Origin of the sequence: Micromonospora sp. NPDC047644 (assembly GCF_040704315.1) — a bacterium.
Taxonomy (GTDB): domain Bacteria; phylum Actinomycetota; class Actinomycetes; order Mycobacteriales; family Micromonosporaceae; genus Micromonospora.
In genome coordinates, this window is the sequence record NZ_JBEYSY010000003.1 from 196,830 (window position 1) to 220,636 (window position 23,807).

At 65.6% G+C, this 23,807-nt stretch carries 20 protein-coding genes; 6 read left to right on the forward strand and 14 right to left on the reverse strand.

Annotation, left to right across the window (positions count from 1 at the left end):
• Positions 1-140 precede the first annotated feature (140 nt).
• The 5 genes from AB0877_RS06975 to AB0877_RS06995 all read right to left on the reverse strand — a co-directional run bounded on the left by AB0877_RS06975 (position 141) and on the right by AB0877_RS06995 (position 4,926).
• Positions 141-938 carry an aminoglycoside phosphotransferase gene (locus AB0877_RS06975; protein ID WP_366607387.1) on the reverse strand — a complete coding sequence of 266 codons (798 nt, stop codon included), beginning with the start codon at positions 936-938 and terminating at the stop codon, positions 141-143.
• Between the two features lie 127 nt (positions 939-1,065).
• Positions 1,066-1,719, reverse strand: coding sequence for a GNAT family N-acetyltransferase (locus tag AB0877_RS06980; RefSeq protein ID WP_366607389.1), 654 nt, complete (start codon positions 1,717-1,719; stop codon positions 1,066-1,068).
• Between the two features lie 107 nt (positions 1,720-1,826).
• Entirely contained in the window at positions 1,827-2,504 is a 678-nt protein-coding gene (locus tag AB0877_RS06985; protein WP_366607391.1) for a GPP34 family phosphoprotein, read from the reverse strand.
• Between the two features lie 11 nt (positions 2,505-2,515).
• On the reverse strand, positions 2,516-3,526 hold the full coding sequence (locus AB0877_RS06990) for an acetamidase/formamidase family protein (protein ID WP_366607392.1): 1,011 nt from the start codon (positions 3,524-3,526) through the stop codon (positions 2,516-2,518).
• Positions 3,523-4,926, reverse strand: a complete 1,404-nt coding sequence (locus AB0877_RS06995) for an APC family permease (protein ID WP_366607393.1) — start codon at positions 4,924-4,926, stop codon at positions 3,523-3,525. Before AB0877_RS06995 ends, AB0877_RS06990 begins: the two co-directional genes overlap by 4 nt.
• Before the next feature lie 568 nt (positions 4,927-5,494).
• On the opposite strand from AB0877_RS06995, the gene AB0877_RS07000 reads away from it, so the two are divergent.
• Positions 5,495-6,085, forward strand: coding sequence for a hypothetical protein (locus tag AB0877_RS07000; RefSeq protein WP_366607395.1), 591 nt, complete (start codon positions 5,495-5,497; stop codon positions 6,083-6,085).
• Here the strand turns inward: AB0877_RS07000 and AB0877_RS07005 are convergent.
• The gene (locus AB0877_RS07005) at positions 6,075-6,344 is read right to left on the reverse strand and encodes a hypothetical protein (RefSeq protein ID WP_355424820.1); all 270 of its coding nucleotides are present in this window, start codon (positions 6,342-6,344) and stop codon (positions 6,075-6,077) included. The genes AB0877_RS07000 and AB0877_RS07005 overlap by 11 nt on opposite strands.
• A 213-nt stretch (positions 6,345-6,557) precedes the next feature.
• Here AB0877_RS07005 and AB0877_RS07010 point away from each other — a divergent pair, with 213 nt between their 5' ends.
• A complete protein-coding gene (locus AB0877_RS07010; RefSeq protein WP_366607397.1) occupies positions 6,558-7,145 on the forward strand; it encodes an HD domain-containing protein in 588 nt (195 codons plus the stop codon).
• Positions 7,142-8,122, forward strand: a complete 981-nt coding sequence (locus tag AB0877_RS07015) for an aminoglycoside phosphotransferase (protein ID WP_366607399.1) — start codon at positions 7,142-7,144, stop codon at positions 8,120-8,122. Before AB0877_RS07010 ends, AB0877_RS07015 begins: the two co-directional genes overlap by 4 nt.
• Before the next feature lie 208 nt (positions 8,123-8,330).
• On the opposite strand, the gene AB0877_RS07020 is transcribed toward AB0877_RS07015, so the two are convergent.
• Entirely contained in the window at positions 8,331-8,996 is a 666-nt protein-coding gene (locus AB0877_RS07020) for a 2'-5' RNA ligase family protein (RefSeq protein ID WP_366607400.1), read from the reverse strand.
• Positions 8,993-10,348 (reverse strand): helix-turn-helix transcriptional regulator, encoded by a 1,356-nt coding sequence (locus AB0877_RS07025; RefSeq protein WP_366607402.1) that lies wholly within the window; start codon positions 10,346-10,348, stop codon positions 8,993-8,995. The genes AB0877_RS07020 and AB0877_RS07025 overlap by 4 nt, the downstream gene beginning before the upstream one ends.
• A gap of 568 nt (positions 10,349-10,916) precedes the next feature.
• On the opposite strand from AB0877_RS07025, the gene AB0877_RS07030 reads away from it, so the two are divergent.
• Complete coding sequence (locus tag AB0877_RS07030) at positions 10,917-11,630, forward strand: Eco29kI family restriction endonuclease (RefSeq protein WP_366607404.1); 714 nt, start codon at positions 10,917-10,919, stop codon at positions 11,628-11,630.
• Positions 11,631-11,885: 255 nt separating this feature from the next.
• Here AB0877_RS07030 and AB0877_RS07035 read toward each other — a convergent pair whose 3' ends face one another.
• From AB0877_RS07035 to AB0877_RS07050, 4 genes are read right to left on the reverse strand one after another with little or no spacing between them, the layout of a single operon-like run.
• On the reverse strand, positions 11,886-12,818 hold the full coding sequence (locus AB0877_RS07035; protein ID WP_366607405.1) for a restriction endonuclease: 933 nt from the start codon (positions 12,816-12,818) through the stop codon (positions 11,886-11,888).
• A 35-nt stretch (positions 12,819-12,853) separates the two neighbouring features.
• On the reverse strand, positions 12,854-14,599 hold the full coding sequence (locus AB0877_RS07040) for a hypothetical protein (RefSeq protein WP_366607407.1): 1,746 nt from the start codon (positions 14,597-14,599) through the stop codon (positions 12,854-12,856).
• 14 nt (positions 14,600-14,613) lie between these two features.
• Positions 14,614-17,682, reverse strand: a complete 3,069-nt coding sequence (locus tag AB0877_RS07045; protein WP_366607409.1) for a DEAD/DEAH box helicase family protein — start codon at positions 17,680-17,682, stop codon at positions 14,614-14,616.
• Positions 17,679-18,806: a sigma-70 family RNA polymerase sigma factor gene (locus tag AB0877_RS07050; RefSeq protein WP_366607411.1), complete on the reverse strand. Its 1,128-nt coding sequence runs from the start codon at positions 18,804-18,806 to the stop codon at positions 17,679-17,681. Before AB0877_RS07050 ends, AB0877_RS07045 begins: the two co-directional genes overlap by 4 nt.
• A 468-nt stretch (positions 18,807-19,274) precedes the next feature.
• On the opposite strand from AB0877_RS07050, the gene AB0877_RS07055 reads away from it, so the two are divergent.
• Positions 19,275-20,444 (forward strand): GIY-YIG nuclease family protein, encoded by a 1,170-nt coding sequence (locus tag AB0877_RS07055; protein ID WP_366607413.1) that lies wholly within the window; start codon positions 19,275-19,277, stop codon positions 20,442-20,444.
• A 25-nt stretch (positions 20,445-20,469) separates the two neighbouring features.
• Positions 20,470-21,597 (forward strand): HNH endonuclease, encoded by a 1,128-nt coding sequence (locus tag AB0877_RS07060; RefSeq protein WP_366607414.1) that lies wholly within the window; start codon positions 20,470-20,472, stop codon positions 21,595-21,597.
• On the opposite strand, the gene AB0877_RS07065 is transcribed toward AB0877_RS07060, so the two are convergent.
• Together AB0877_RS07065 and AB0877_RS07070 are read right to left on the reverse strand one after the other, a co-directional pair.
• Positions 21,567-21,980, reverse strand: a complete 414-nt coding sequence (locus tag AB0877_RS07065) for a very short patch repair endonuclease (protein WP_366607686.1) — start codon at positions 21,978-21,980, stop codon at positions 21,567-21,569. The genes AB0877_RS07060 and AB0877_RS07065 overlap by 31 nt on opposite strands.
• A 395-nt stretch (positions 21,981-22,375) precedes the next feature.
• The gene (locus tag AB0877_RS07070; RefSeq protein WP_366607415.1) at positions 22,376-23,680 is read right to left on the reverse strand and encodes a DNA cytosine methyltransferase; all 1,305 of its coding nucleotides are present in this window, start codon (positions 23,678-23,680) and stop codon (positions 22,376-22,378) included.
• Positions 23,681-23,807: the final 127 nt, after the last annotated feature.

Genomic DNA, 23,807 nt, shown 5'->3' on the forward strand with positions numbered 1-23,807 from the left:
AGCGTGGCTGGCTCTGGGGCCGGACTGGCATAACCCGCCTGCTGCGTGGCCTGATGTGCGACCCCGGGTGGGGACTGCTGGCTGGTTGAGGATTTGGTCCTACCGCTCCCGGTGCCCACCTCACGAGGACATGCCCCAGGCTATGGCTCGCGGGCTGACTGGTGGCCGTCCGTCCGGTGATCCGCCCACTCGCCGGTCCACATCGCCAGGTCGTGTACCCAACGCTCGGTGCTCTGCCGGGACTTGGCAGCCCACTTCATCGCGTTCCTTGTCGCGAAGTCGTCGAGGACCTGATAGTCAGCCGTTGTCCATGCGAGAAGCTGCGCCAACCACTCTTCCGCCTGTTCAGCGCTGTGGCCGCTGCCGATCAGCCATGGGACGAGCAACGCGAGTTCGACCCATGGGGCGGCCTTGGTTACCCACGCCCAGTCGACGATGCGTAGGCCGATCGGTGTCACGATCAGGTTCGTCGGGTTGAGATCGGAGTGGATAAGTGTCTCGCCGTCCATGGCGGGGTGCGTGAACCCGAGGCGGGCTGCTGGGGTGAACCACGTCTCGTCGGGTGCCGGCGACTCTTGGAGTGCTGTCAGGGTGGCTAGGAGCAGGTCGAGGTCGCTGCTGCCGGGTGAAAAGTCGGGGTGGGGACCAGGAAGGTGCTCGGTCCCCGCCACCAGCCAGCCATCGGTTTCGAACTGCCACAGGACTGTGGGCGGGTGCCGGTCGATGGCCCGGGTTACCGCCAGTTCGTAGCGCAGTGCCCGAACACGTAGCTCGCCGGAGGCCGCCTTGACGAAGATCTGTCCGGCTGGTCCGGTCACAGTCGAGGCGATCTCAGCGTGGTCGCCACTGGAAGCGTGGGTAACGTCGAAGGTTCCGCCGACCCGTTCGGCGATCCCTGCCGTGACACTTTCCGGCAGAGCGGTCCAATCCCTACGCATCGGTTCTCTTCTCTGCTACATGTCCGGCTGAGGAGGGATAGGCGGACAGTAGGACTCAGCCTCACCTAAGGAAAGATGTCGGCCCGGTAGCCGATCAGATGTGTCGTCCTCGCGAGTGGCGGTTGGGTCATGGTTGCAGGCTTGGATGACTGGTGTGGCCCTCGGTCGGGGGGATCCTGGTTGGTTGGATGTCGCCGTGCAGAGGGTTGCGTCGCATCGAACGGATGAGCGGGCCGTCGGGCAATTGAATCGCTGATTCTGGGATGTAGCCGTGCCGGCCATGCAGGCTCTGAGTATCGGGGGTGGTGCTTGTCCAGGACAGTAGGTTCACGTGGTCGAGTCGGCTGCGATGGTGGCTGAGCAGGGCCGTGCCGTGTCCGGACCGCCTGGCGGTGGGCGACACGGCGAGGATCGCGAGGTGGTAGTGGGGCTCGCTGGGCCGGTCTTTGGCGAGTAGCCGATCGAGGAGGTCGAAGCGTTCGCTGTGGATGCCTGCGGTGTCGCCGAGGCGGGTGGGGTAATTCGCTGGTGGCGGGATGGGGCGGTATCGGTGGAAGCCGACGGTGACGGCGGTGGCGTCGCTGGTGAGGTGGACGTCGCCGTAGAACAGGGCGTGCTCGACCCAGATGCCGAGGACGTCGGTGAGGATTCGGCGTCGTGGGCCCGGGTCGGGGATCAGCCAGGTTGCGAGAGGGCTGGGATCGAGGGCGTCGGCAATGAGTGCGGCGACGTGGTCTTTGTCTGCCGAGCGGGCGGCGCGGATGCGCGGGACAGTGTCCATGGTGGCGGTCCCTTCGAAGGCTCTCGGTCGGGTCAGGAGTTTGCGGCTGTTGGTGGCACGGCTGTGGGCGAGGAACAGCTGGTAGTCGTTGACCAGTGGGTTAGTGCTTAGCGGTAGGCGGCGGTGGCGAGGTCACCGATAGCGGCGTCGACGGCGGCCGTGATGTCGCGTACCGGTTGGTAGTGCTGCCCGGCGATGGCTTTCAGGTGAGCGGTTAGGGTGGCGGTGTCGTCGTCGAGGTAGAGGTGGTGGGTGAGGCCGAGGTCGGCGACGAGGCCGGCGAGGGCGGCGGTGTGGTTGTTGGGTTGTTCGTGGCCGGCGGCGAGGTAGCGCAGGCGGGAGCGGGCGACGACGGCCCATTTGGTGTCGGTGGGTAGGTAAGTGTCGGTGCGTATGAGGCCGCCGAGGCGCCGTCGGGTGTGGTGGCGCAGGATTCCGCCGGCGACGAGTCCGGCGCGGGTGCGGTCGTAGAGGTCGTCGGAGAACCCGCGCAGCCATCCGCGCAGGGGTGGGTGGGTGTGGCGGATGGTGTTGGTCGCGGCGTCGGCGATCAGGTCCCCGACGGGCCGGTCAATGTGTGGGTGGATTCGTTGTTGGGTGGCCGGGCGGGTGTCGTCGTTCGGGTCGAGGGTCACCCGCCCGGCCAGGTACAGGTCGATCAGGACCGCGCCCGCGAGCCCGAGGGCGAGGGTTTGCCGGTGCACGTGGGGGTGTCCGGTGTCGTCGTCGTGGCCGAGGAGGAACAGGTCATCGCGCAGCGGCAGGCGCGGGATCGACGCGGTCATCGACGCGGCTCCTACTGCAACCCGGCGGTGAGCCGCCGCAGCCGCCCGTGTGCCCCGCCATACGCCCGTCTGGCGGCGGGGAGAAGGGTCTTGTCGACGGCGGCGAGGACGGTGTAGTTGGGGTCGCACACGTTGCCGATCGGCGCCCTGCCTGCCTGCGACACGAGCTGGTAGGCGTCCAGGGTTTCCAGGCCGGTCAGGGCGCTGGCCCAGCCGACGAGGTCGTGCTGGGCGATGCGGTAGGCGTCTTCCAGGGGCCTCGCGCACCCGATGGTCAGGATGTCCTGGTCGGTTTCCAACCGCGGCCAGCGTGTGGTGACGCCTTTGATGACGTCGATGGCGAGGGTGGTGGTCGTGGCGATCTCTACGCCGACGCCGCAGGCCTCGCCCTCGCCCTGGCGGGCGTGCCCGTCGCCGAGGGCCAGCATCGCCCCGTGGACGTTCACGCCGAGGTAGAGGGTGGTGCCTGCGCGCAGGTGCGGGGTGTCGAGGTTCCCGCCGTGGGTGTCGGGCACGAGGGTGGAGCGGGCCTCGAACCCGCCGGGGGCGACACCGATCGTGCCGATCATCGGTTCCAGCGGCAGGTCCACGGTGTGGTCGCTGCGCGTTGCCTGAAACCGGATGGTCCCGGCCCGCCGGTCGATGCCGTACACCCAAACCCGCTCTTCAAGCGGCGGCTGCAGGGTGGCGGTGTGAGTGGTGGACGTCAGTGCCCCGAAGTGCGGGAACGTCGAGGACACACCCCAGTCCCGCGCCGGGGTGATGGCGGCGAGGTGGACGGCGAGGGTGTCGCCGGGCTCGGCGTCCTCGACGAAGAACGGCCCGGACACCGGATTGAGGTACGGCAGGCACACCTGCGACGGCAGGTCCGCCGGCCCCCGAACGAGACCACCGAAGCAGTCCTCCGTCACGACGGCGAACACGTCACCGCCGCGCACATGCGCCACCGGCATCCGACCGCCGAAGGTGTACGCCAGCTCGTCCCGAGCCGGCCGGTAGGTGAACGTATCCATGCCGGTCACACCCGCTCCACGGGACGTGCCTGCGGCTGCGCGGGCGCCAACCCCGACAGGGCAGGTCGGCGGCCGGACAAGTACAGGCCAGCCAGGACGATGACGCCGAGGGCGAGCCACGCCAGGCCGAGGCGCTGAGCGGCAATGTTGGCGTTGACCACCACCCACACCAAGATGGCGAAGCCGATCGCGGGCATGACCAGGTGCGCCCACCAGTTCCCGCTGCGCGCCCGGATGAGGTGATGCACCACGACCGAGACGTGCAGGACCAGGAACGCGACCATCGCCCCGAAGTTGATCAGCGACGACAGCAGCGTGATCCCATCCGAACGGGTCGCCATGTACAGACCCAGCGCCAGGGACACCGCCCCGGTGAGCAGCGTCGCGTTGATCGGCACGTTGCGCCGGATCGACACCTTCGCCAAAAACGCCGGCAACTGCCGGTCCCGAGCCATCGCGTACAGCAGCCGAGAGGTGGCGACTTGCGCGACCATCGAGTTCGGTAATCCCCACGCGATGGCTGTCGCGACTGCGCACAGCGTCGCCAGCGACCCCCCACCAGCCGAAGCTGCGGCGTCGTAGAACGCGGTCCCGTTCGGATCACCCTCGGCGAGAAGCACACCCGGGTCGGGGACGAGCATCGCCGCGAGCCATGTCTGCGCTACGAATAGCACCCCCGCCAAGACGAGAACCGCGGCCATCGCGCGGCCGATCTGCCGGGAGCCGCCCTTGGTTTCCTCGGCCAACATCGAGATGCCGTCGAAACCGAGGAAGGACAGCACGGCGATCGACACCGCACCGGCCACCACCGACCAGGTGAAGGTGTCGGAGTTGTAGAACGCCGCCCAGCTGAACCGGCCCCTACCCGAGGCAAGGGCCCAGCCGGCGACGGCCAGGAACACCGCCAGCACGATCAGCTCGCCGATAAGCATCACCCGGGTGACCACCGCGGTCATGCGGATGCCGACCGAGTTGACGATCGTGTTGACCGCGACGAACCCGAGGAGCCACAGCCACACCGGCACCGCCGGGACTGTCGCGTGCATCGCCACCGACGCCACCAGATACAACAGCCCTGGCACGAGGACGTAATCGAGGAGGATCACCCAGCCGGCCAGGAAACCGACCGGCGGGCTGATGCCCCGGCCCGCGTAGTTGTAGACGCTGCCCGACATCGGGAACGCCCGCACCATCTGCGCGTAGGAGAACGCCGTGAACACCAGCGCCACCACACCGACCGCGTACGACAGAGCGACCATCCCGCCGGAGCCGGCGTACACACTGCCGAAGATCGCCATCGGCGCGATCGGCACCATGTACACCAACCCATACGCGACCAAATCCCGGAACCTCAACTGACGAGACAACTCCTGGCGGTATCCATAGCGGGCCAAATTCTGCTCGTACACAACGTCCTCCGCGGGTTTCAATAATCAGTGAACGGAATATTGCGTCTGCCAAATACGCCGACCGAGTGAAGCAGGCCATCGATGCACCTACTGGTGGACAGGCCCGTCGGCGGAGAGTTGCCGGCCGATGGACGCCAGTGGTTGCGGCGCGATGACCGGATGCGCCACCAGCGGTGGGATCAGGACGGGCATGAGCCTCTTGGCAGCAGGCACGGCGAACCTTCCCTCGGTGAGTTGGCATCGCTGGCTGGTGACTAAGCGCAGCGGCGGCGATGACGCCGGCATAGAGCGACCTAAGACGAAATTGATCAATGTCGGCCAGTCCTGCCAAGCGGTTCTGACAATCCGCTGACAATTCCGGCATCGCCAACATCCGCCGTAGATAGATGTCAGCAGAATGTCGGAGATGAACGGCAGCCCTTATCGACACGGCCGCCGACGACTTCTGATGTTTGAGTCAGCGCCCGCGTCGATGTCGCGGGCGATGAGGGACCGCAGCCGCGATGCGGCGTGACGGTCTGCCGTGTCCACGACCCCTTGGAGGGCATGCACCATGACCAGTCCATCCATGCCGGAGGCCAGAAGGGTTGGCCGTCGGGCCGCCGAGATCCTCGACAAGATGCAGGCGCACCCGGCCTACGGCCGGCTGCAGAGCTCGTCGATGAAGTACTCCACCTGCTGGGCTACATTCACCGGCTACCCGGCAATCAGCCGTTGGTCGCTAGAACGTGATGCCGCTCCGCTGCTAGACGAAGCGCTGCGCGTGCTGGCGCTCAAAGCTGCCGTGTTCGAACTTTCCGACGGCGACGAGCGCACCGCTGAACTGCTGGTGCCGGCGCCGGTGGACGAGATGATCCACGCCGTGCTAGCCCAGTTCACGCTGATGACGCGCCTGCAGCGCGACCTGGGCGTCACCTTCCCCCATGCCACCGAGTTGGAGGAGTTCACCTACACCCGCGGCGGCATCACCGACGCCTACTACGCCGCCGCTGGGTGGGGAGAGCAACCACTGCGGTACTGGCTGGACGCGGCCGAGGTGAATCGACGTCTCGGCCTGCTCAACGAGCGCTACCAGGCCGCCGGCCTCGGCCGGGATGGACGCAGCCACGACTTCGACTTCGACCGGAACGAGCCGCTCGCCACCGGGGTCAGCGGTTAGCCAACTCCACCGACAGCACCCGCCGCAGGGCCGTTACCGCTTCCTTCGCTCCGAACCGTTCGGCGGCCAGCCGCTCGGCGCGGGCAACAGCGGCGAAGATCCCTTCGGCGGGTGCCTGCCGCAAGACGGCTACGAGCCAACCATCCAGATCGACCACGTCGGCGGGCAACTCCAGCGCCGCCGCTGTCGGCGCCGGTCGGGGCGCGTGATCGGGGACCAGTTCCCCGTCCGAGGCGTACCGGCCGGCGGGAAGGCCCACCCGGAACGGATGAACGCAAACAGCGACACCGTCCGCAGTTGCCCGCCACCCCAGGTCAGGTCGGTACGCGAATTCGGGTCCCGGCCGGTCGATCACATCGAACTGGCCCGGCCCGAGCTGCTGAGCCGGACACACCACGCAGGTCTGTTCACACCATTGCGGAAGGGGCCCCGGCATGCCGTCGATCCTACGGCAATCAGGAGGTACCAGGGTATGACGGTCTTATCGCCTCCCCGCCCTGCCGCGATCGAACGCGCCCTTTGCGACACTCGAACGTGGTGCGCGGGACACACCATCGACGACCGACCAGCCCTGGTCCACGCGCTGCGCGTCGCAGTGACCATCGGGCAACACGTCCCCGCCCCAGCACAGGACGTCATCATCGCCGCACTCCTACACGACGCACCGGAATTCGCCCCCGCAGAAGCGCCCGTCTACCAGACCCTCACCGCCAACTACGGGAGCGAGGTCGCCCGGATCATCGCCGCCCTTCAGGCCGAACACCGCGCCCTTGATGAACCCGACCCGCCCATCCGCGTCGACGACCAACCGGTGCTAGTTGCCTCCACCGCCGACAAAATCGTCGCGCTGACCTCGCTGCTACGCCGGGCCCAAAGCACGGGCAACGCACCGGCCTTTTTTGACCGGCGCCCGGTGCTGTGCGGGCTACTGCCGCACTTCCGGGCCTTCCAACGCGCCGCACATCCTCGGCTGCCCGCCAGCATGTCGGCGCATCTCGACGCAGCCCTCACGCCGCTCGAGCGCGCCACTGCTGCTGCACAGCGAGCGGGTTCGCGGTGAGTAGCGACGAACTCGACGAGAAGCTCCGCACGCAGCTACGAGGTGACCTGCTCGCCGCATCACGACGGGTACCGACACGGCGACACGTCATCCAGACCTGGGAGCTGTCCTCAGTCGAGCGCTGGGTCTTCCCCGATGGCGGCAGCCTGATCTGCAAGATCGCCACCGGACCGTTCACGGGCGAAGCGACCGTCCTTCGTGCGCTCAACGACCAGCAAGCCCCAGTTCCGCTGCTTAACGGCTACACAATGCGCCCTAATGGTCTGGGCATGCTGATGGAGGACCTTGGCGAGCCGAGCCGGACCGCGACGCTCGCGGAGGCTGCCGGCACGGCTCAGTGGGCTCACGCCATTGCCGGCATCCACAACCTCCGGACCTTCGATGAAGAGGGCTTGGCGCGGCTACCAGGGCAAGGTCTGGACGCGTTAGACGAGCTCCGTCGGCAAGGGCGCTTCGCCCACGATGCGGAAGGGATTGAAGCGGTGCTGCAGCGACTCGCCTTCACCGCCCGACACCGAGCCGACGGTGCCGAGCGACCACCGTTCGGGCTGTGCCACGGCGAATTCCACCGCACTTCGCTGCACGTCAGCCCCACGGACTGCCGCCTCGTTGACTGGGCCAAGGCGTTCACCGGACCGGGCCTACTCGACCTGGCCACCTGGTTCGGCACCCGCAGACCAACCGAACCCCGACTCCTCAGCAAACTCATTCACGCCTACGTCGCCGCAGGCGGCCACCCCGATGCCGAAGCCGACCGGGGCGGGCTTTCCGCTGCCCGATGGGCGCTGGGCTGGCACCGGGTGTGGGCGGCCTGGTGGCTGCTCACTACCGCCGCCGCTGGCCACCACCCTGCCTCCGCCGATCGGCGCCATACCCAAGTCGTCCTCCGGCAACTCCAGGGCGCACTGGATCTGCTCGGGACACCCTCGCGTATCAGCGCCAGCCGCCCATCACCTACTGCAGGAAGATTCTCGTGAAGCGCCTGGTCGTCGGCACCGACGGCTCGCCCTGCTACTTCCGCACCTCTGTCGGAGGCGACGGGCGCAAGCCGTTGGTGCAGTTCACCGAAGGGTGCAACCTGCACGCGCCCATTGCTTCGTCTCCTCGAATGCCGCCGGGTCCGACCTGTCCCGGGTCGACTTTATCGCCCCGTCCTGCCACGGCTTCTCGCCCGCGTCGAACGCCTCACGCACCAAGGGGCGTAGTCGCCACCGTTGTCCACCGGTAGTTGCGGTGTTCTCGACGTAGCGCAATCAACGATGCTTGTCGGATGGTCACCCGGGCGGGTTGTTGGTGGCGGAGGTGGTTAAGGCGGGTGCGGATTGGTCCGGTCGGTGCCTGGCCGCCGCTGTAGGCGATCGTCACATGTGGCCGGAATCCATCTGAGGCCTCCGGCACGGTCTGCCATACCGAGCCGATGGCACCTCGGATGGTGGCGCGGAGGTGTTCTACGCGGTCCCAGGGACGGACGAGCAAGCCGATTCCTTCGGCGTCGGGATCGACCGGCCCAAGCAACAACTCCAGCGGCGGCAGGCCGGCGCAACGTCGCCGGGTTTCGGCGACGACTGCTTCAAGGTCCCTGATGGTGACCTCGTCGGTGAAGCCGAGACCTTGCATGGTCAGGTGGAGCCCGTCGAGCGGCACCGAGTCCAGTCCGGGCAGAGCGAGTTGGCGCTGCACGTCGGTGACGAGGTGATGGAGTTCAGGTTGATGTTCGAAGGTGAGGTGCCACGTGTAGAACTGGCGGTCGGCCCGCCAGCCCGGGCGCCAGTACCAGTGGTTGGTGAGCTCGGGCAGGTCTTGGTAGGCGGCCCAGCGCTGGTGCAGGCTGGCCAGTTCCCGGCTGCTCATGGCAGCGATGGTAGAGCGGCCTGTCCGGTGGCAGCGACCTGTGCGCGTTCGGCGACCAGGTCGGCTACATGCCGTAGCTGCGGGTGGCGAGCGAAGGGGTGGGCGACCGCGAGGAACTGACGGGCGCGTTGGTTGACCGATTCGAAACGCTGGTCCGCGGTGAGGGTGAGCGCCTCCACAGCCAGGGCGCCTGCTTCCTCGGGGTCAGGGTTGTCGGCGTGCAGGTGCGCGGTGGCCAAGTCGAGGCGGCATAGCGCACGCGGGCCAGCCAACCCTGCGGTGTCGAACGCCGTGATCGCGGTGGTCAGATGGTTGGCGACACCTGCGGTGCGGCCGAGCGCCAGGTAGGCGGTCGCCGCGTTGGCCGCAGTCCTGGCCGGGCAGTACGGGCCGAGGGCGAGACTAGCGCTGACCGACGAGCAGGCCGGGTAGTCGGACAGCATGGTGAAAGCGTGGTCGACGGCACGATCGACGCCGTAACGGTCGCCGAGGCGGGCAAGGGCCCGCGCCTGACCGTTGATAGTGAGGCGGATGCGGTGCCCGCTGGTGCCGCCACGGCGCAGGCCGTCCTGGGCGTAGGCCAGCGCGTCATGGTAGTCACCGGCGTAGAAGGCGATCAGGCTTTGCGTGGCCCGTGCCCAGGCTTGCGCGTCGGACTGCTCGGCAGCCTCGGCGAGGTCGAACGCTTCGGCAGCGTAGGCGTGCGCCGCACCGAATGCGCCGAGGTCAAGGGCAAGTGCGCCGAGAAGTCCGGACAAGTGAGCGGCGACGGCGTAGAGCCGGGCGCGCTGCGGTGGGTGCTGCTGGCCTGCCATGAGCTGATCGACATATGAGCGCAGCCGTCGCATACGCACTATAAGGATTACCGGAGTGAGGCGCTCGTTGTCGGCGATTGCCTGCCGGACCTCGTTTTCTAGATAGGCAAGACGAATGTTGTCATCGATGGAAGACTTCAGCGCCAGCCGGCGGGCATCGATGCCGTCCTCGCGTTCCCACAGAACAGCACCGCCGTTCGCTCCAAAGGCGTCGTGGCCAGCATCGGTCGGCGTTGCCGGCCCCGACGTGCTCCTAGCCTCCTGAATCGCCGATGAGCGTTGTCGTTGACGGTTCAGCTCGGTGATGCGGTCGTACTCACTGACGAGCGTGCCACCGGCCTGCAGCACACTGTCGCAGCGCGCCCAGAAGGCACGGTCCGGGTGCTGGTGACCGGTCTCCGTGTTTGCCACAGTGCTGCGGCCGTACTGCACGAGCCGCGCCAAGTCGTGCTGGGTGTGACCGCCAGCCCTACGCAACTGCGCGAGCCGACGGCCGAGCTCGCGGCGGGCGGCTTTGGCCTCGTCGCTGTCAACCATCGCTAACCCCCGGTCTCGTATAGACGTGCAGTCACGTCGCGTGCAGACGATATCTGCCGCTGGAGGCAATCGTCCGGGCCGGCCGAGCTGCGCCGACCACCTGGCCAAGCAACAGTGCGGCCGATGGCCGCCGCGAGATCGGACAGCCGCGTCAGATGCCCATTGTCGATCGCGGCATCAGAGCGTGGCAGGACCACAGTGTCGAAGTTTTGTCGGAGTTTGGTTGTCGGCATCCGCCGACACTCTCGGCGCGCGGCGCTGGGTCGGCATCAAAATTTCCCAGTCAACTCGCCGGCGCTTGTTTATGCATCGTGGTCGCGTGGATCTTCGACGTAGGCCAGAAACGGACCGATCGAACCGCCGTGACCGCGTCCAGCCTGACGTGGTGGGCGACCGTTGCGCCGGCTTCGCTGAGTGCGCCGAGTCGAGCCGGCCCTGGTCCCTGAGGGGCTCACGCTGCTTGTCGGTGACATGGCGTTCTGTGGCGAACTCCGCCGCCACTCAGTTCAAAACGCCGGTACGCTGTCTTGCCCGAGGCCAGGTTGCGGGACTCGTCTAGCCTGGTCGAGTGGTCGACCTACGCCCGGAAGAGCTTCTTGACGATAATGGCTTCTATAACCCCCTGGATGAAAAGAACCTCGCCAGGGGCGTAGCTGAAGCTTTAACTAGCCAGCCGGTTCACCCGCTACGCCGTCTCCCCTCTTTCGAGGGGTCGGGAATCTACGCACTGTACTACGTGGGGAATTTTCCTCTATATCAACCATTTGTGCAATTTTGTAAGCGCGGCGGGTGCGAGGAACAGCTTGACCTGGGCCCGCATGCTGTGCCGATCTATGTAGGTAAGTCTTCGGTTAGCTCGAGTAGGCGCGGGAAGCTCCGGGATGGGGGCAATAAGGTTCTATATAAGAGAATCGGCACACATCGCGGCTCCGTAAAGGCGGTCAGCGGGTTGGATCTTGACGATTTTCGCGTGCGGTACATGCCTGTCCGTGATGTCTGGGTGCCTTTGGGCGAGGCTGGCTTGCTCCAGCGATTCACGCCACTTTGGAACGTAGTACTTGAGGGCTTTGGTAACAATTCTCCGGGAGGCGGACGGAAGGATCAGAAGCGGTCAACCTGGGACACCCTGCACCCAGGGCGACCCGCCGCCATGAAATTGCCCGGGAATGAGGAGTCCCTCTTGAGCATCGAAGGGCGAGTTGCTCGCGCGATCGCGGCAATCGTTGAAAGCACGGCGCTGCCCGAGGATACGCTCGCGGTTGACAGTGAGGCCGAGGAGTAGGCGATCCACGATACGCGATAATCCGCGAAGAATGGGAAGATAAGCCATACGAACTGGACGATCGTTCACTATCCTCGTTGGGTCTCGGTGTTCCGAGATCCAGGCTGCAGGCGATTCGGCATCGGGTAGGACTTGGACGCTTTCCGGTCGCAAAACGGTTCGCCTTGCTTCTCGCGAGACGCGCCAACGTCAGCCTTCAACTGCAATCCTCAACCGCTGACCGGGAAGGTGCCCCCTTCCGTCGGTCCACCGGTTTCAAGCATATCTCGCTGGACACCAGCAGCTGCCGGTGTCGTTGAGGTGACGACGCTTTGCGCGAAGTATTTCCGGCAAGTAGACGCGGCCGTCTAGGACGTGGAAGAGATCGTCGCCGTCGACGGTTATAAAGGGCGTTCCGCCTGAGTGGGTTGCGTGGAGGAAGCCTTCGGTAAAGCCGTTGACGGCGATAAAAATGCCTAGGGTGTTGCGACCTTTGCGGCAAATCTTGGCGGCGAACACGTCCGCCTCGGCCCGGTCGACGGGATGTTTCCACCACTTGGCCTCGACGAGGTAGTCATCGGTATCGAAGTGAAGCGATCCGTCGATCTGCTCGCCGGCTACCGTATAGCCGAGCCTCGGCTCCATGTCGTGTAGTTCGAACAGGCGATTTAGGATGTATTCGAAACGGCGGCCCCTCCTATGAGGGTCAGTTGCTTCGTGCAGGTCAAGGAAGTTCCCCTTGATGGAAGACATCGCACGGGTATGTAGTCTCTTGGCCTCGGCGGCTTGGGCCTCTGCTTCGCGGGTCGCCCGGAGGCGCTCCCTCTGATGGAGGTCGCGTCGGTACTGACTCGTCAGGCCGGCGAGGACGCTTACCGCGCTGCGGGCGAACGCGATTCGTTCAGCGGCGTCAGTCTGCCGGGCGAGGTTTGGGAAGGTTGTCATCTCGGCGATCTCGGTCATCATCGTGAGAGTCGTCTCGTCGTAGGCGCTTGCGCTCTGAAGTAGGTCGACCAAGGTTGCGGCGACGACGCGTTTCGTCTGGGTGAAGTCAAGGCGTGCGAGCAGCTCGGGGTGGTCGTGAAGGTGGCGGCGGAGATATGTCTCGAACGGCTGCTTATTCCAGTGAATCACAGCGAGTGCCTCCGCCAGCGCCTCGTACGCCTGCGGAGCGATGCGCTTGCTCGTGGTGGTTGTTGTGGTGGTCATCTCCGGCTGGCGCCCTCTCTGTCACGGCCGAAAGGCTAGATGTGGGTGGCGAGGTAGCCGTCGTGGCCGAACAGCGTCGCTCGGTCGAGGTAGTGATTGAAGCGGTCGCAGACCGGCTCGCCGAGGTGAAGGCAGGCGTGGCAGGCGCCGCCGTGGCGGCGACACGCCGGGTCGAGGGCGCATCGGGTCTCGGCGGCCATGAAGGCATTGAGGAAGTGGTGGAGGTTGTTCTCGTAGACGGCTTGCACGCCTCCGAGGACGAAGTCTCCACGCGTCGCGGCGTAGATGAAGAAGGTGGCGTGGCTGGGTACGAGGTATTCGCCGAGGCTTTCGCGGTCGACGCCGGCGAAGACGGATAGCTGACGGATGACGCGGTGGGCGTAGGAGTGCACGAGCTCGAGTAGGTCGCGGCCGGCGGGGGTCGCGTCGGGTTCGTCGGTGAAGCGGTCGGGCGCGACCACCTGGCCGGCGACGATGGCCCGGGCGTCACTCGCGTTGACAGGGTGGGGTAGGGCGTGGCTGCGGCGGTTGAGCCAGGTGAGGACGCGCTGCGGGTCGAGGCGGAACATGAGGGCTTCGGATTCTTGGGGGTCGGCGTAGACGCGGGTGCCGCGGCGGCCTGGGAACAGGTTGAGGCGTCCCTTGCCAGGTTCGAGGCCGCCTCGCGTGAAGCCGTAGACGGCCCGAAGGACTGGAAATTTGTCGACGAGGTCGATGGCTTCGAGGCCGGCCCTGTTTATGGCGGTCGGATAGTCTTGTTGGTAGGTGACGCGGGCGTGGTCTGGTGTTTCGGGTCGAGTCAGGTCAGTGATTCGAATACGTGACTCAATCGTGGCCAGGGCGATTTCCACCGCCTCGCGTTCAGTGGCCTCGATCCGGCTGGCTGGCGCGCTCGCGAGGCGGCCGATTTCCTCCTCGGGAGCGAGTTCGCCGGCGGAGCTGGCGATGGCGGCCATGGCCTCCGCGCTGGAGCGTGAATAGCCCTGACTCATGAAGTTGTCAATGGCCGATGACCTGGTTGGCTTGTCGGATCCCGGTTTGAGTGAGACGAACCCGCCGATGGCCCAGGCAAGGGCGCGACGGGGGCCGCCGGCTTCGGTGATCTCGGCCATTCGTTTGCGGTTCCGTGGGTTGATCAAGGTGAAGGTCTGGGGGGTGTATACGGTGGATGCTCGGTGAATGTTGTAGACGAGCATCGTCGGGTTGCTGCGAGTGTTGTTCCATGATCGACCGCATGGGCATTTCCGGAAGCCCATTCCTTGGCGGGTTGGCCTGTCGCAGATGGGGCAGACGAACCGGATGCGGGAAGCTTCCATACTTTTCTGGTATGGCATGCGGCACAAATTATGGATCGGGCAGCGTGGGATGGTAGGCGCTTCGAGCATCCCGCATTCGTGGTAGCCGACGAAGTGCAGCTGATCCCAGCTGTCCTTGGCTCCGCAGACCGGACATTTGGGGTGTCGGCGATCTTCCACGACGCGGCAGGCACGGCAAATGTAGACGTTGGGGAAACGCTCGACGCGTACGCCACGGTCGGGGTTGACCTCGACGACCTCGATTGGGTGGCCGGCGTGTAAGCCGCGAGCGATGCCCGCGTCGTCCCCGCGGAAAGACCAACCGTTGATTTGTTCGATCAGTCTGCGGCGGATGACGGTGTCGTCGACGTCGACGCGGATGGGGTCTTTCCACTCGACGGTGCGGTAGATGCCGCCTCGCAGGTCACCGGTCTGCTGTGGAAGGAAGCCGTAGAGGACTTGTGAACCGCTGCGGTTGTCTTTCATCACGGGTCCTTGGCCTAGTCGTCACTGATCGGGATGCGGGCTTCTACGTCGCGCAGCGACAGCATGGGTTTGCGGTCCGGGCCAAACAGATCGGTGGGCCAGCGCGCACCGGTTCCGTACTCCTGAAGACGCACGAAGTAGCCCTCGAGCAGGTCAACCTCGAGGTCCTCCCGCAGGAGGTGCTCGGTGTTTCGTACGCCAAGAGTGGCCGCCACAGCGTCGACCTCGGCCGCCGGCGACAGCCCGGTGAGGTTCACGTAGTCGCGAAGAAGGTCAACGGTGGTGAGGCGCTGCCGCGGAGACTTCGGTTCATGCACGAACAGGCGTCGGGCCTCAACCGCGGCGGGTGTGGTGAGTTCGAGTACTCGACGGCTGGAGCGGGTGACCGGGATGGGTTCGACGAACCTGTCGCCTTGTTCGACGAAGGCTCGGAAATGGCTGTAGACGGTGGAGTCGCGCTCCCGTCCCACCTTGTGAATCACGTATACGAGACCGGGATAGGTACGACCCACTCGAGCGGTGGCTTGGATGAACTCCGCAGTGGTGAGAGGTACGCCGAGTACGGTCATGACGTTGAGGCGATCAACGTCGACGCCGTGGGAGAGCATCGATGAGGCGGTGACGACGTGGATGCGCTCGGCGAACTCATCCTCGGGGCTGAGGAGGTCGTCGAGCACGTCGCGAACGTCGGCGAAGTTCGTTTGGCCGGTCAGCGACTCCACCCGGAGCGGGTCGATGGGTACCTGGGTGCCCATCGAACGTCGGGCGGCTTCGACGTCACGAACAGTGTTGCCGTAGATCACGTCGGTGCCGTAAAGGTTGAGCAGTTCGTCGGCGACGGCGGGATCGATGCCGATCTCGGCGCACGTGGCGTCTCGGGCGCTGATCAGCCTTCGGACGCTGTCCTGCAGGATCGTCGTGGTGCGGTCGGATACCCATTCCAGGGTGACGCCGCGGGGCCACACAGCGACGAAACGGCGCAGGAGTTGGTCGGTCTCGCGGCTCCAGAAGCTCTGTCCCACCTGAGGTCCGGGTTGTGGAAACACTCGGCCCGGGCGGGAGTACAGCACGTCCACCTGCCGTTCGTAGCCCTCAAGGGTCGCCGACGACGCGATGATCTTCGGCGACCTTCCGGTGAGTTCGCGCTGAAGGCCGTCGAGGATGGCCTCGTAGTGTGAGTCGACCGCTCCGAGTGAATCCCGGAGTAGGTGAAGCTCGTCTTGCAGCCGAAAGCTAGGGGCGAACCGGGCTCGTTGCTCTTCGCTGATCGGGGTGGTGACAGCGTCGCAGTCGGGGACGAGGCAGCCGCCCTTGCGGGAGCCACGTTTGGCGTAGGTGAAGCCGTGCCCGTCGCGGGTGCACCAAGCCGTTGGTCCGTGAACGAAGCCGCGCATGCTCGCTTGCATGCCGACGACCGACGCTTTGTCGAGGGTGCCAATGACGACGGTGGGTAGGAACCGGTAGATCTCGGCGTCGACGACATAGATGGGCAGCGGTTCACCCTTGGTGCGACACGAGGGGTTCGCGCAGAAGTGTTCCAGGCGCCACACGCGTCGGTTGAATCGCACCTCAACGGTTTGCTCGGCGCAGAAGGAGCACCTGCTGAGCACCTTGTACCGCTGGGGCATGGCGTCGTCTTCAACGTCGATCGAGTTGTATTCAGTGGGCTGCTTCGGGATGTCGTTGGGCGTGGACGACGCGCCAATGAAGTATCCCAACGAGATCGGGTGCCCCTTGATGCCATGGTCCTGCCGCACGACTTCCGCGGCGCCGAGCGCGTCGGCGAACCGCTGTGTCTGCTGCAGAGAGAGCATCCGAAGAGGGAACCGGCTCCAGGCGGTGATGCCGGAACGTTTGCCGCGAAGCCGGTCGAAGAACGCGGCGAGGATGAGCAGGCCGAGATACGTCTCGGTCTTGCCGCCCCCTGTGGCGAACCAGACGATCTCCACCATGTCCCACTGGCTAGGGTCGTCGGTGAGGCTGGGTAGGACCGAAAGGATGAAGCCGATCTGGAATGGCCGCCAGCCGTGGTAGCGGCCACGGACCGATCTGGACATCGCCTCGTTCATGAGCTGGAACGCTCGCCTCAGGACGTCGTTCTCCCCGAGGATCGCCACGCCGCGGCGCACCCGTTCGACCTCGGCGCGGTGATGGCCGGCGGCCTCGCGGGCTTCAGCGAGCATCTCCGCGCTCCAACCGTCGGTGCTCGCGCGGCGGGTAAGCGTGTCATCGGACCAGTGCTCTCTTCCCCACTCCTCGTAGGCGAGTGTCAGCGCGGTGAGCTGCGGGATCGGGTCCGTGGCAAGTATGTCGAAGCCAAGGTCGAGTTGGTCGGGCGCGGTGCCGCCGAACGTGTACTCGGGGCGTTTCCGTTCGACGACGATGGTGTCGGCGGTGGTGAGGGCATCACCGTCGGAGCGGGACTCGACGCCGCAGTTGATGCCGATCGCGGTGAGGCTCCGGTCGTAGCGGAAGCTGTCCGGCAGGCTCTCCAGGGTGTAGGGCACCGTCGGCACGTCGAAGATCGTCATCTGCGTCTGGAACAGGTACCGCTCTCCGCGAGGCAGCCCCTTGCTCTCCTCTGTCGTGTTCACGAACTCCACGGTGAGTTCGGGGGTGGCGTCTCGCCACGACTCGTCATTGACCCGGATCTCCGCGGACGCAGCGATACCCACTGCGCGTAGGCGAGCGTTGATCTCATCCGCGCCGAAGATCATCTCTGGAAGGCCTAGAGTCATAGTGATCGGAACGTCAACCTCGATCACCTCGGTCTTTGCCCACTTGTTCGAGGACTTCTTACCTTCGCCGTTGGCGATCTGGTACCAGCCGCAGGCGGTGACCCGGACGGTGAATGCCCAGGGACCAGGTGCGGCAGGCCGCAGCCGGATGCCGATAGCGCAGGGATCCATTCGTCGTTCGCGGCCGGGACGGGCGATGGCGGCGTTCTCCGGCGCGAGCCGTCCCAGCCAGAAGACCCCCGCCGGGTCAACGTCAAGCGTCTCCGTGTGGTCGCCGCGGCCCTCCGCGGTGACCCGCTCGTCGAGCCACCGCACGAAACGAGTGTGGGCTTCGTGTTCTCTCATGCCGCTCTCCCCAACACCAGTTCCGCCAACGCGCGAACATCTCGATCCTCGCGAAGGACCTTAAAGATCTTGGCTTCGAGCTGGCGCACTCGTTCTCGACTGATGCCATGGTCGGTCCCGATGGACTCGAGGGTCGCCTCGTCCTGATCCCCGAAGCCGAACCGGGCCTCCACAATGCGCAGCGACCGAGGATCGAGAACCTCGGTCAACCGTTGGCGCAGCCCCACCGCGATGTCCGACGTGACGACAGCCTCCTCGGGGCCAGGCTCGGTAGCCACCAGCACAAAATCGCCGAGAGTCGCGTCGCCATCACCGGCCGCCACGGAGGCGTCGAGATGAACGACGGGGGAAGACCAATCCAGGAGCGCCTGCACTCGTGCCGGGTCTTCCTGTACGCCATCGGCGATCTCCGAGAGCCGAGCAGGGCGGCCATTTCGCACCTCGAAGGAGCGCGCGTAGGTCTCGACCTTGCGCACCTGCTCCCACACGTGGACAGGGAGCCTGACGAGAGTTCCGGTGTCGGCGACCGCCCGCTCCACCGACTGCCGAATCCACCACGACGCGTACGTGGAGAACTTGAAACCCTTCTCGGGGTCGAACTTCTCAGCGGCTCGATGAAGACCCTTCACACCTTCCTGCACCAGATCGTCGAAGTCCAGGTCGCCCGACCGGTGGGTGTACCTGCGCACCATGCTGATAACAAGGCGAACGTTCGCGAGGATGAGAGCGTCGCGGGCCTGTCGGCCGTCCTCGATCAGAGCCCGCGCCAGCGGGTCCGGATCGACCCCCAGGCTGGCCGCAGTCTCAGCGGCCTTGAGCCCGAGTTGAACGCGCCTGCCGAGGTTAACCTCGTCCTCCGCCCGAAGAATGGCGTGGGTCCGCATCGACGCTGGCAAGGTGGCGGCATCGCCTCCAGCCGACCGCCCGCTGTCAGGCGCGATGCCAACCGGCGCGTCGACCTCGACCCCGAGGTCGCGCAGGGCCAAGACGACCTCCGCCAACCCGTCACCCAGGCCGCGTACCGTGACGACGCGCACCACGTCAGACCATTCCAGCTTCCCCGCCCGCTCCGCGTCGTCGGCCAATACGGCCACGCAGCGCGCGAAGTCATCACCCTCGCTCACCCGAACGTCTCCTCCATCTCACGCTTCCACCCCCGGTAACCCACGGCCTGAAGCCAATTGGGTTGATAAGGCCCTCGCGGGCCCCATCCCGCTTTCGCCTGCCCTGAAGAACATGGAGGACTTCCACTCGTCCCGCAAGGGATCGGCGGGAGTCCATTTCGAGTGTGTCAATGTCACTCGTTATGGTTCGCCGTAAAAGCGCGTTACGCCCGAAGCGTTGACGGCCGCCTCTCCCTCAGATAAGTTCCTGTCGTAGCCCAGGTATAGGCATGGTCCGCTTCGCAAGGCGTATGCCCTGCTCCGACGGCAGTCGTGGCCGAAGGGCCCCGGCCACTCGGTGCCTTCTGTTCGCATGCACGGGCCTTCACAGGCTGATCTGCTGACTCTCAAAATCATCCGTTCGGATGATCTGGCCTTGCCCGGAAAACGTGAGGTCTGCTCGCACGCGGGCAGCCGGGTTTCCCGACCATGTTGGAAAGCGAACGTGCCGCAGATGCCATCGGTGGTCTGTCCACAGAACCGACCGCAGGAGCGGTCGGCCTGAATGAGACGGCGGCAATGATGCGCGCGTGGCCGGGTCCTGACCCGCGACGGCGATTACCCCCCCGGAAGCTGTCTTGTCACGGCTCGACCGGTTACAGCTCGCTGCCTCAACGCCAACTAGTACTGACGGTGCTGGCGGACAAAGCGAAGGTCTCTCTGACTGGTTGGCACGCCGGCCGGGACATGTCAGACTGCGAAACCCGGATCAGAGAACTCTCGGAGGCGACGTTGTCAGAAGAGTGGGCGGCTGAATTTCGCCTCAGCATCACTCGCGCGCTCGCCGATCAGTTAGAGACCACCCTGCGGCCTCTCAAACCCGCCCCCTTGACAGCTGTCGCGCTCTCCGCAGTCCTGGGGCGCCCCGGCGTGTACGCACTGTTCTTCAAGGGGGAACGCGTCTATGTCGGGAAGGCCGCCAGGTCACTGCAGGACCGGCTGACCCAACACCTGCGCAAGTTGTCCGGCAGAACAGGGCTGGACTCCGCAGCCGTTGAGTTCGTCTGTGTCTACGTTGACGAGGATCTGGACGCGGCGGCACCGGAAAAGCTGCTCATCAAGAAGTATCGGAAACACGACAGCATCCCCTGGAACACCAACGGGTTCGGCAACAAGGACCCGGGGCGCAATCGCGACACGAGCGTGGTCAAGGCGGCGCACTTCGACGCCACCTATCCGATCGACCTCGAGTACCAGTGCCAGCTGCGGCGGGGCGAGCAGCCGGTCGCGGTCGTGCTAGAGGCCGCGAAGGCCCAGCTCCCGTACCTTCTCCGCTTCGAAAGTAGCGCTTCCGCCAGGAATACCTTCCGGGACCTGTCGATGGTCGTCCCCGCAGGGCCGTTGACCGCCAAGGACCTTGCCCAGCATCTGGTCGCCGCCCTACCCGCGGGATGGCAAATGACCGCCCTGCCTGGCTACCTCATCCTCTATCAAGAGCGTCGACGGTATGACAGCGCTCTCGGCTGGTGGCGACAGGAGTCGGACGGCAATGCGCCCTTCACCCCGGGCCCCCGCCAGTTCGCTGCGGGCACCGTGGACGCGGAGGCAGCGGACTCGGGAACTGGCGATACCGCATCACTCTTCGAGCTCGACGCGTAACGGCAATTAGTAGAGACATCTTGAAATGCCCAACTTCATCGATTACGTCGACATTGGTCCCGCCGCCGCGCGGACGCAGTGGCAGGCCATCCTGGCGCGTACCCGGGTCACAGCGGGCCGGCAGGTCAACTTCCTTCCCGTCGAGGCGCTGACGTGTCTCGCCGCGAGTTTCCTGGTCAATCACAGGAAGTACGGTGGCTCCACAGCCCACTTGGCTGAGGAGCCTGTCCCCACGCTCGGGCGCCTGTTCCAGCGTCCGAACAGCAGCGTCTTGGCCAAGATGGCGAACCTTGACGGCAGTCGACGCAATGGTGCCAAACACGAGATCGAGGTGGCCGCTCATCTCCTCGGGGTACCCGGGCGCCTCGGGGTCACCTATCGGGTCATACTCGCCGCCGCGCGAGACGTTGGCATCGACTCAAAGAACCTACCGGACTTCCTCAGCCTCGCCGACGACGACGTTGACCTGCGACTCAGCGGTCAGGACGAACTAGAGACAGCAGAGGTTGAAAGCGCGGTACAACCTACCTCGATTGACTGGCTGAAGTCGCGCGCCGATCTCGACGAACAGACGACGGAGCGCCTCCTCGTCGCCGCCGTACGTGTTGGTCAGCACCGATTCGCCAACGAAGTGCTACGCAACCATGACCATCGCTGTGTCTTCTGCGGCCTGTCGCTGAAGATGGCAGGCGACAGAGCCGCTCGAATGCTGGTCGCCAGCCACATCAAGCCATGGCGAGTGAGTACCCCTGCCGAGCGCCTGGACGCACGTAACGGCCTCACCGCCTGCCCCACGCATGACGTCGCGTTCGACACCGGGCTCATGACTGTCAACGGCGGCCTGCGTATCCATCTGAATCCGTCACTCGCGCACGCCGTGCATGTGGACGCGGCGACTCGAGCCGCATTTGGCCGACCGCCACTGGCGGAGTCCCTTCTACTGCCTACGACCGCGCCGTCTTCGCGGGCAAGGTATCTGAACTGGCACCACCTCCATGTCTACGGAGGCACGCCACCGATGGCGCCCAGTGAACTCCGTCCGCGCGCGCGGGCGGAACCCGCTGGCTTTCCGTCGCCAGTATCTGCCCGCGAGCTGGCGAACCACTCGCGCCAGGCGCGAGATCAAGACGACGGAGCGGACCGTTCCAAATGAACTCGTCGACTGGCCGCCCCCCGAACGGCGGCCGCGACGCGGTTGACAGCCTCGTGCGGATCCTCGTGCTCCCAAATCCTGATCACGGTCCAGCCGGCTTCGGTGAGCACTCCGTTGGTCTCCGCGTCACGGGCGCGGTTCCCAGAGATCTTGTCACTCCAGAAGCGGTCGTTGGCGCGAGCGGGGCGGTAATGCTCGGTACAGCCATGCCAGTAACAACCATCAATGAACACCGCGACGCGGGCCGCAGGAAAGACGACGTCAGCGGTCCGACGCAGGCCAGTCAGTGGTCTTGCGTTGACTCGATACCGCAAGCCCATCTTGTGCAGAAGCGAGCGTATTCGTCGCTCTGGGCCAGTGTCACGAGCCTTGTTCGCCTGCATGACCGTCCGCACGGCCGGGCTCTTCGCCCAGGACGATGAAGCGGTGTCTAGTGGGATGAGGAGCCCTCGGTCCCAGGCCAACCGCCATCCCTCGGCCAGGTTGGCGGCCCGGGTGGCGTGTTCGACCTCGCCGAGGTATCGAGCGGGTGAGCGGCCTCTGTCAGACCATCGCAAATAGGCCCGAATACGGCGAGTTCGAGGGAGCAGTTTGAGGTCCACGGAGGCGCGGGCTCGACGTCCATCGCCGAGGTCGACCCACCGCCGGTCGGGGCCGCCGGCGGCGCGGTCCTGCTCGAGGGATGCCGCCTTCCGGCTGCGGCCACGCCGGCCCCTCCATGCTCTCGAGTCTGGGGGCTTATCCGCCCAGGGACTCTCGGATCTGGCGGCAGTGGTGGTCACCGTTGGCTCTCGGCCTCGTCGAGGGCTGTGGCAATGGCTTTGGCGAAGAACTCGCCGAGGAGGACGGGTACAGCGTTGCCGAGCTGGCGCATCTTCTCGCCCCGGGGACCAGCGAGCACCCAATTGTCCGGGAAGGTCATGACGCGTGCCGTCTCCCGTACGGTCATGTATCGATGCCGGCAGGGGTATGGATTGTCGCCGGCCGGTTCAGGCCACAGGTCGTCGGTCAAGATCACGGATTCGCCGCCAGGGACACCATGCACCCCTGCCTTGACTGTCTTGGCAGGTCGGTCCAGCTCGTTGGGTGTGTGCCCCGCGTAGATGCGCGCGTCTGGCCAGCCAATGTGGTCGGTGAACCCACCGAGATTGTGCTCTCGCCGATCGAGGTGGTCCCACGGCACGGGCGGAAGGGAGGGCTGCCCGTCAAGTCCTTGAAGGGCATCCCGCAGGGTTCGCCACGGCAGTCTGCCGTCATCCTCGGGAGGGGTGGTTGGTAGTCGTGACATCACGCGCTCGCGTACATGTTCGGGCACCTGGGGATGCCTTTGCCAGTAGGTGCCGTCGAGCATCGATCGAATCAGCGCGGCCTCCGAGAACCGCGGACGCACCGACCGCTTGAAGCGTTCGATGTCGACCCCCAGGTCCGATCGAAACGCCACGATGATGATCCTGTTGCGGATCTGCGGAACGCCGTAATCGGCGGCGTTGACCGTGGTGGTGACGACGTCGTACCGCCGCTTGGGGTCGGGCGGTTCCTCGGCCAGACGTTCCTTGAGTACCTCGTCATGGTCGCGCCACGTCGAGTCGTTGCCACGCTCTTCGAACGGGAGCTGCAACTCGCGCTCGATGTACTCGAAGTACGGTCGGAAGGAGGGGCGCAGGAGGCCTCGTACGTTCTCGCACATGACGGCCTTGGGTTGGATCTTGCGGGTGGCGCGAAACATCTGCGGGAACATGTTCCGCTTGTCCTCGTCGCCCCTCGCGACGCCGCCCAGGCTGAATGGCTGGCACGGGGGCCCCCCGGCGAGGAGATCTACCCGATCCCATAGGTAGTCGAACTTGACCCTGCTGACGTCGCCCCGAACCAAGGGCCACCTGTCGCCGGGGGTGGGCACATGCTCGGTCTCGCCGCGGTCGATAGCGGCGTTGGCCTCAAGCGTGTCGCACGCATACTTCATTAGTTCGTTGACTAGGAGAGGGCGAAAGCCTGCGTGGTGAACAGCCATCGCCAAGCCGCCGCCGCCCGCGAAGAGTTCCACCGACGTGCGGTCCCTGACCTGCTCTCCGGGCGGCTCAGACATGGGGGAAGCATACCGCGGAGTTGTAGATCTTGAAAGCCATACCGCGCGTCGCGGGTGCCTTGACTCGGTGGCGCGTGACTCCGACCGAGCCGCGACATCCGCGCGACCTGGGGTGTGGTTGGGTATC

Coding starts and splice junctions, on each gene's coding strand:
- AB0877_RS07070 (WP_366607415.1), bottom strand. CDS start 23,680: ATGTCTGAGCCGCCCGGAGAGCAGGTCAGGGACCGCACGTCGGTGGAA.
- AB0877_RS06985 (WP_366607391.1), bottom strand. CDS start 2,504: ATGACCGCGTCGATCCCGCGCCTGCCGCTGCGCGATGACCTGTTCCTC.
- AB0877_RS07055 (WP_366607413.1), top strand. CDS start 19,275: ATGTTGGAAAGCGAACGTGCCGCAGATGCCATCGGTGGTCTGTCCACA.
- AB0877_RS07000 (WP_366607395.1), top strand. CDS start 5,495: ATGCCGGAGGCCAGAAGGGTTGGCCGTCGGGCCGCCGAGATCCTCGAC.
- AB0877_RS07025 (WP_366607402.1), bottom strand. CDS start 10,348: ATGGTTGACAGCGACGAGGCCAAAGCCGCCCGCCGCGAGCTCGGCCGT.
- AB0877_RS07065 (WP_366607686.1), bottom strand. CDS start 21,980: ATGCAGGCGAACAAGGCTCGTGACACTGGCCCAGAGCGACGAATACGC.
- AB0877_RS07040 (WP_366607407.1), bottom strand. CDS start 14,599: ATGAAAGACAACCGCAGCGGTTCACAAGTCCTCTACGGCTTCCTTCCA.
- AB0877_RS06975 (WP_366607387.1), bottom strand. CDS start 938: ATGCGTAGGGATTGGACCGCTCTGCCGGAAAGTGTCACGGCAGGGATC.
- AB0877_RS06980 (WP_366607389.1), bottom strand. CDS start 1,719: ATGGACACTGTCCCGCGCATCCGCGCCGCCCGCTCGGCAGACAAAGAC.
- AB0877_RS07020 (WP_366607400.1), bottom strand. CDS start 8,996: ATGAGCAGCCGGGAACTGGCCAGCCTGCACCAGCGCTGGGCCGCCTAC.
- AB0877_RS07060 (WP_366607414.1), top strand. CDS start 20,470: ATGCCCAACTTCATCGATTACGTCGACATTGGTCCCGCCGCCGCGCGG.
- AB0877_RS07035 (WP_366607405.1), bottom strand. CDS start 12,818: ATGACCACCACAACAACCACCACGAGCAAGCGCATCGCTCCGCAGGCG.
- AB0877_RS07045 (WP_366607409.1), bottom strand. CDS start 17,682: ATGAGAGAACACGAAGCCCACACTCGTTTCGTGCGGTGGCTCGACGAG.
- AB0877_RS07010 (WP_366607397.1), top strand. CDS start 6,558: ATGACGGTCTTATCGCCTCCCCGCCCTGCCGCGATCGAACGCGCCCTT.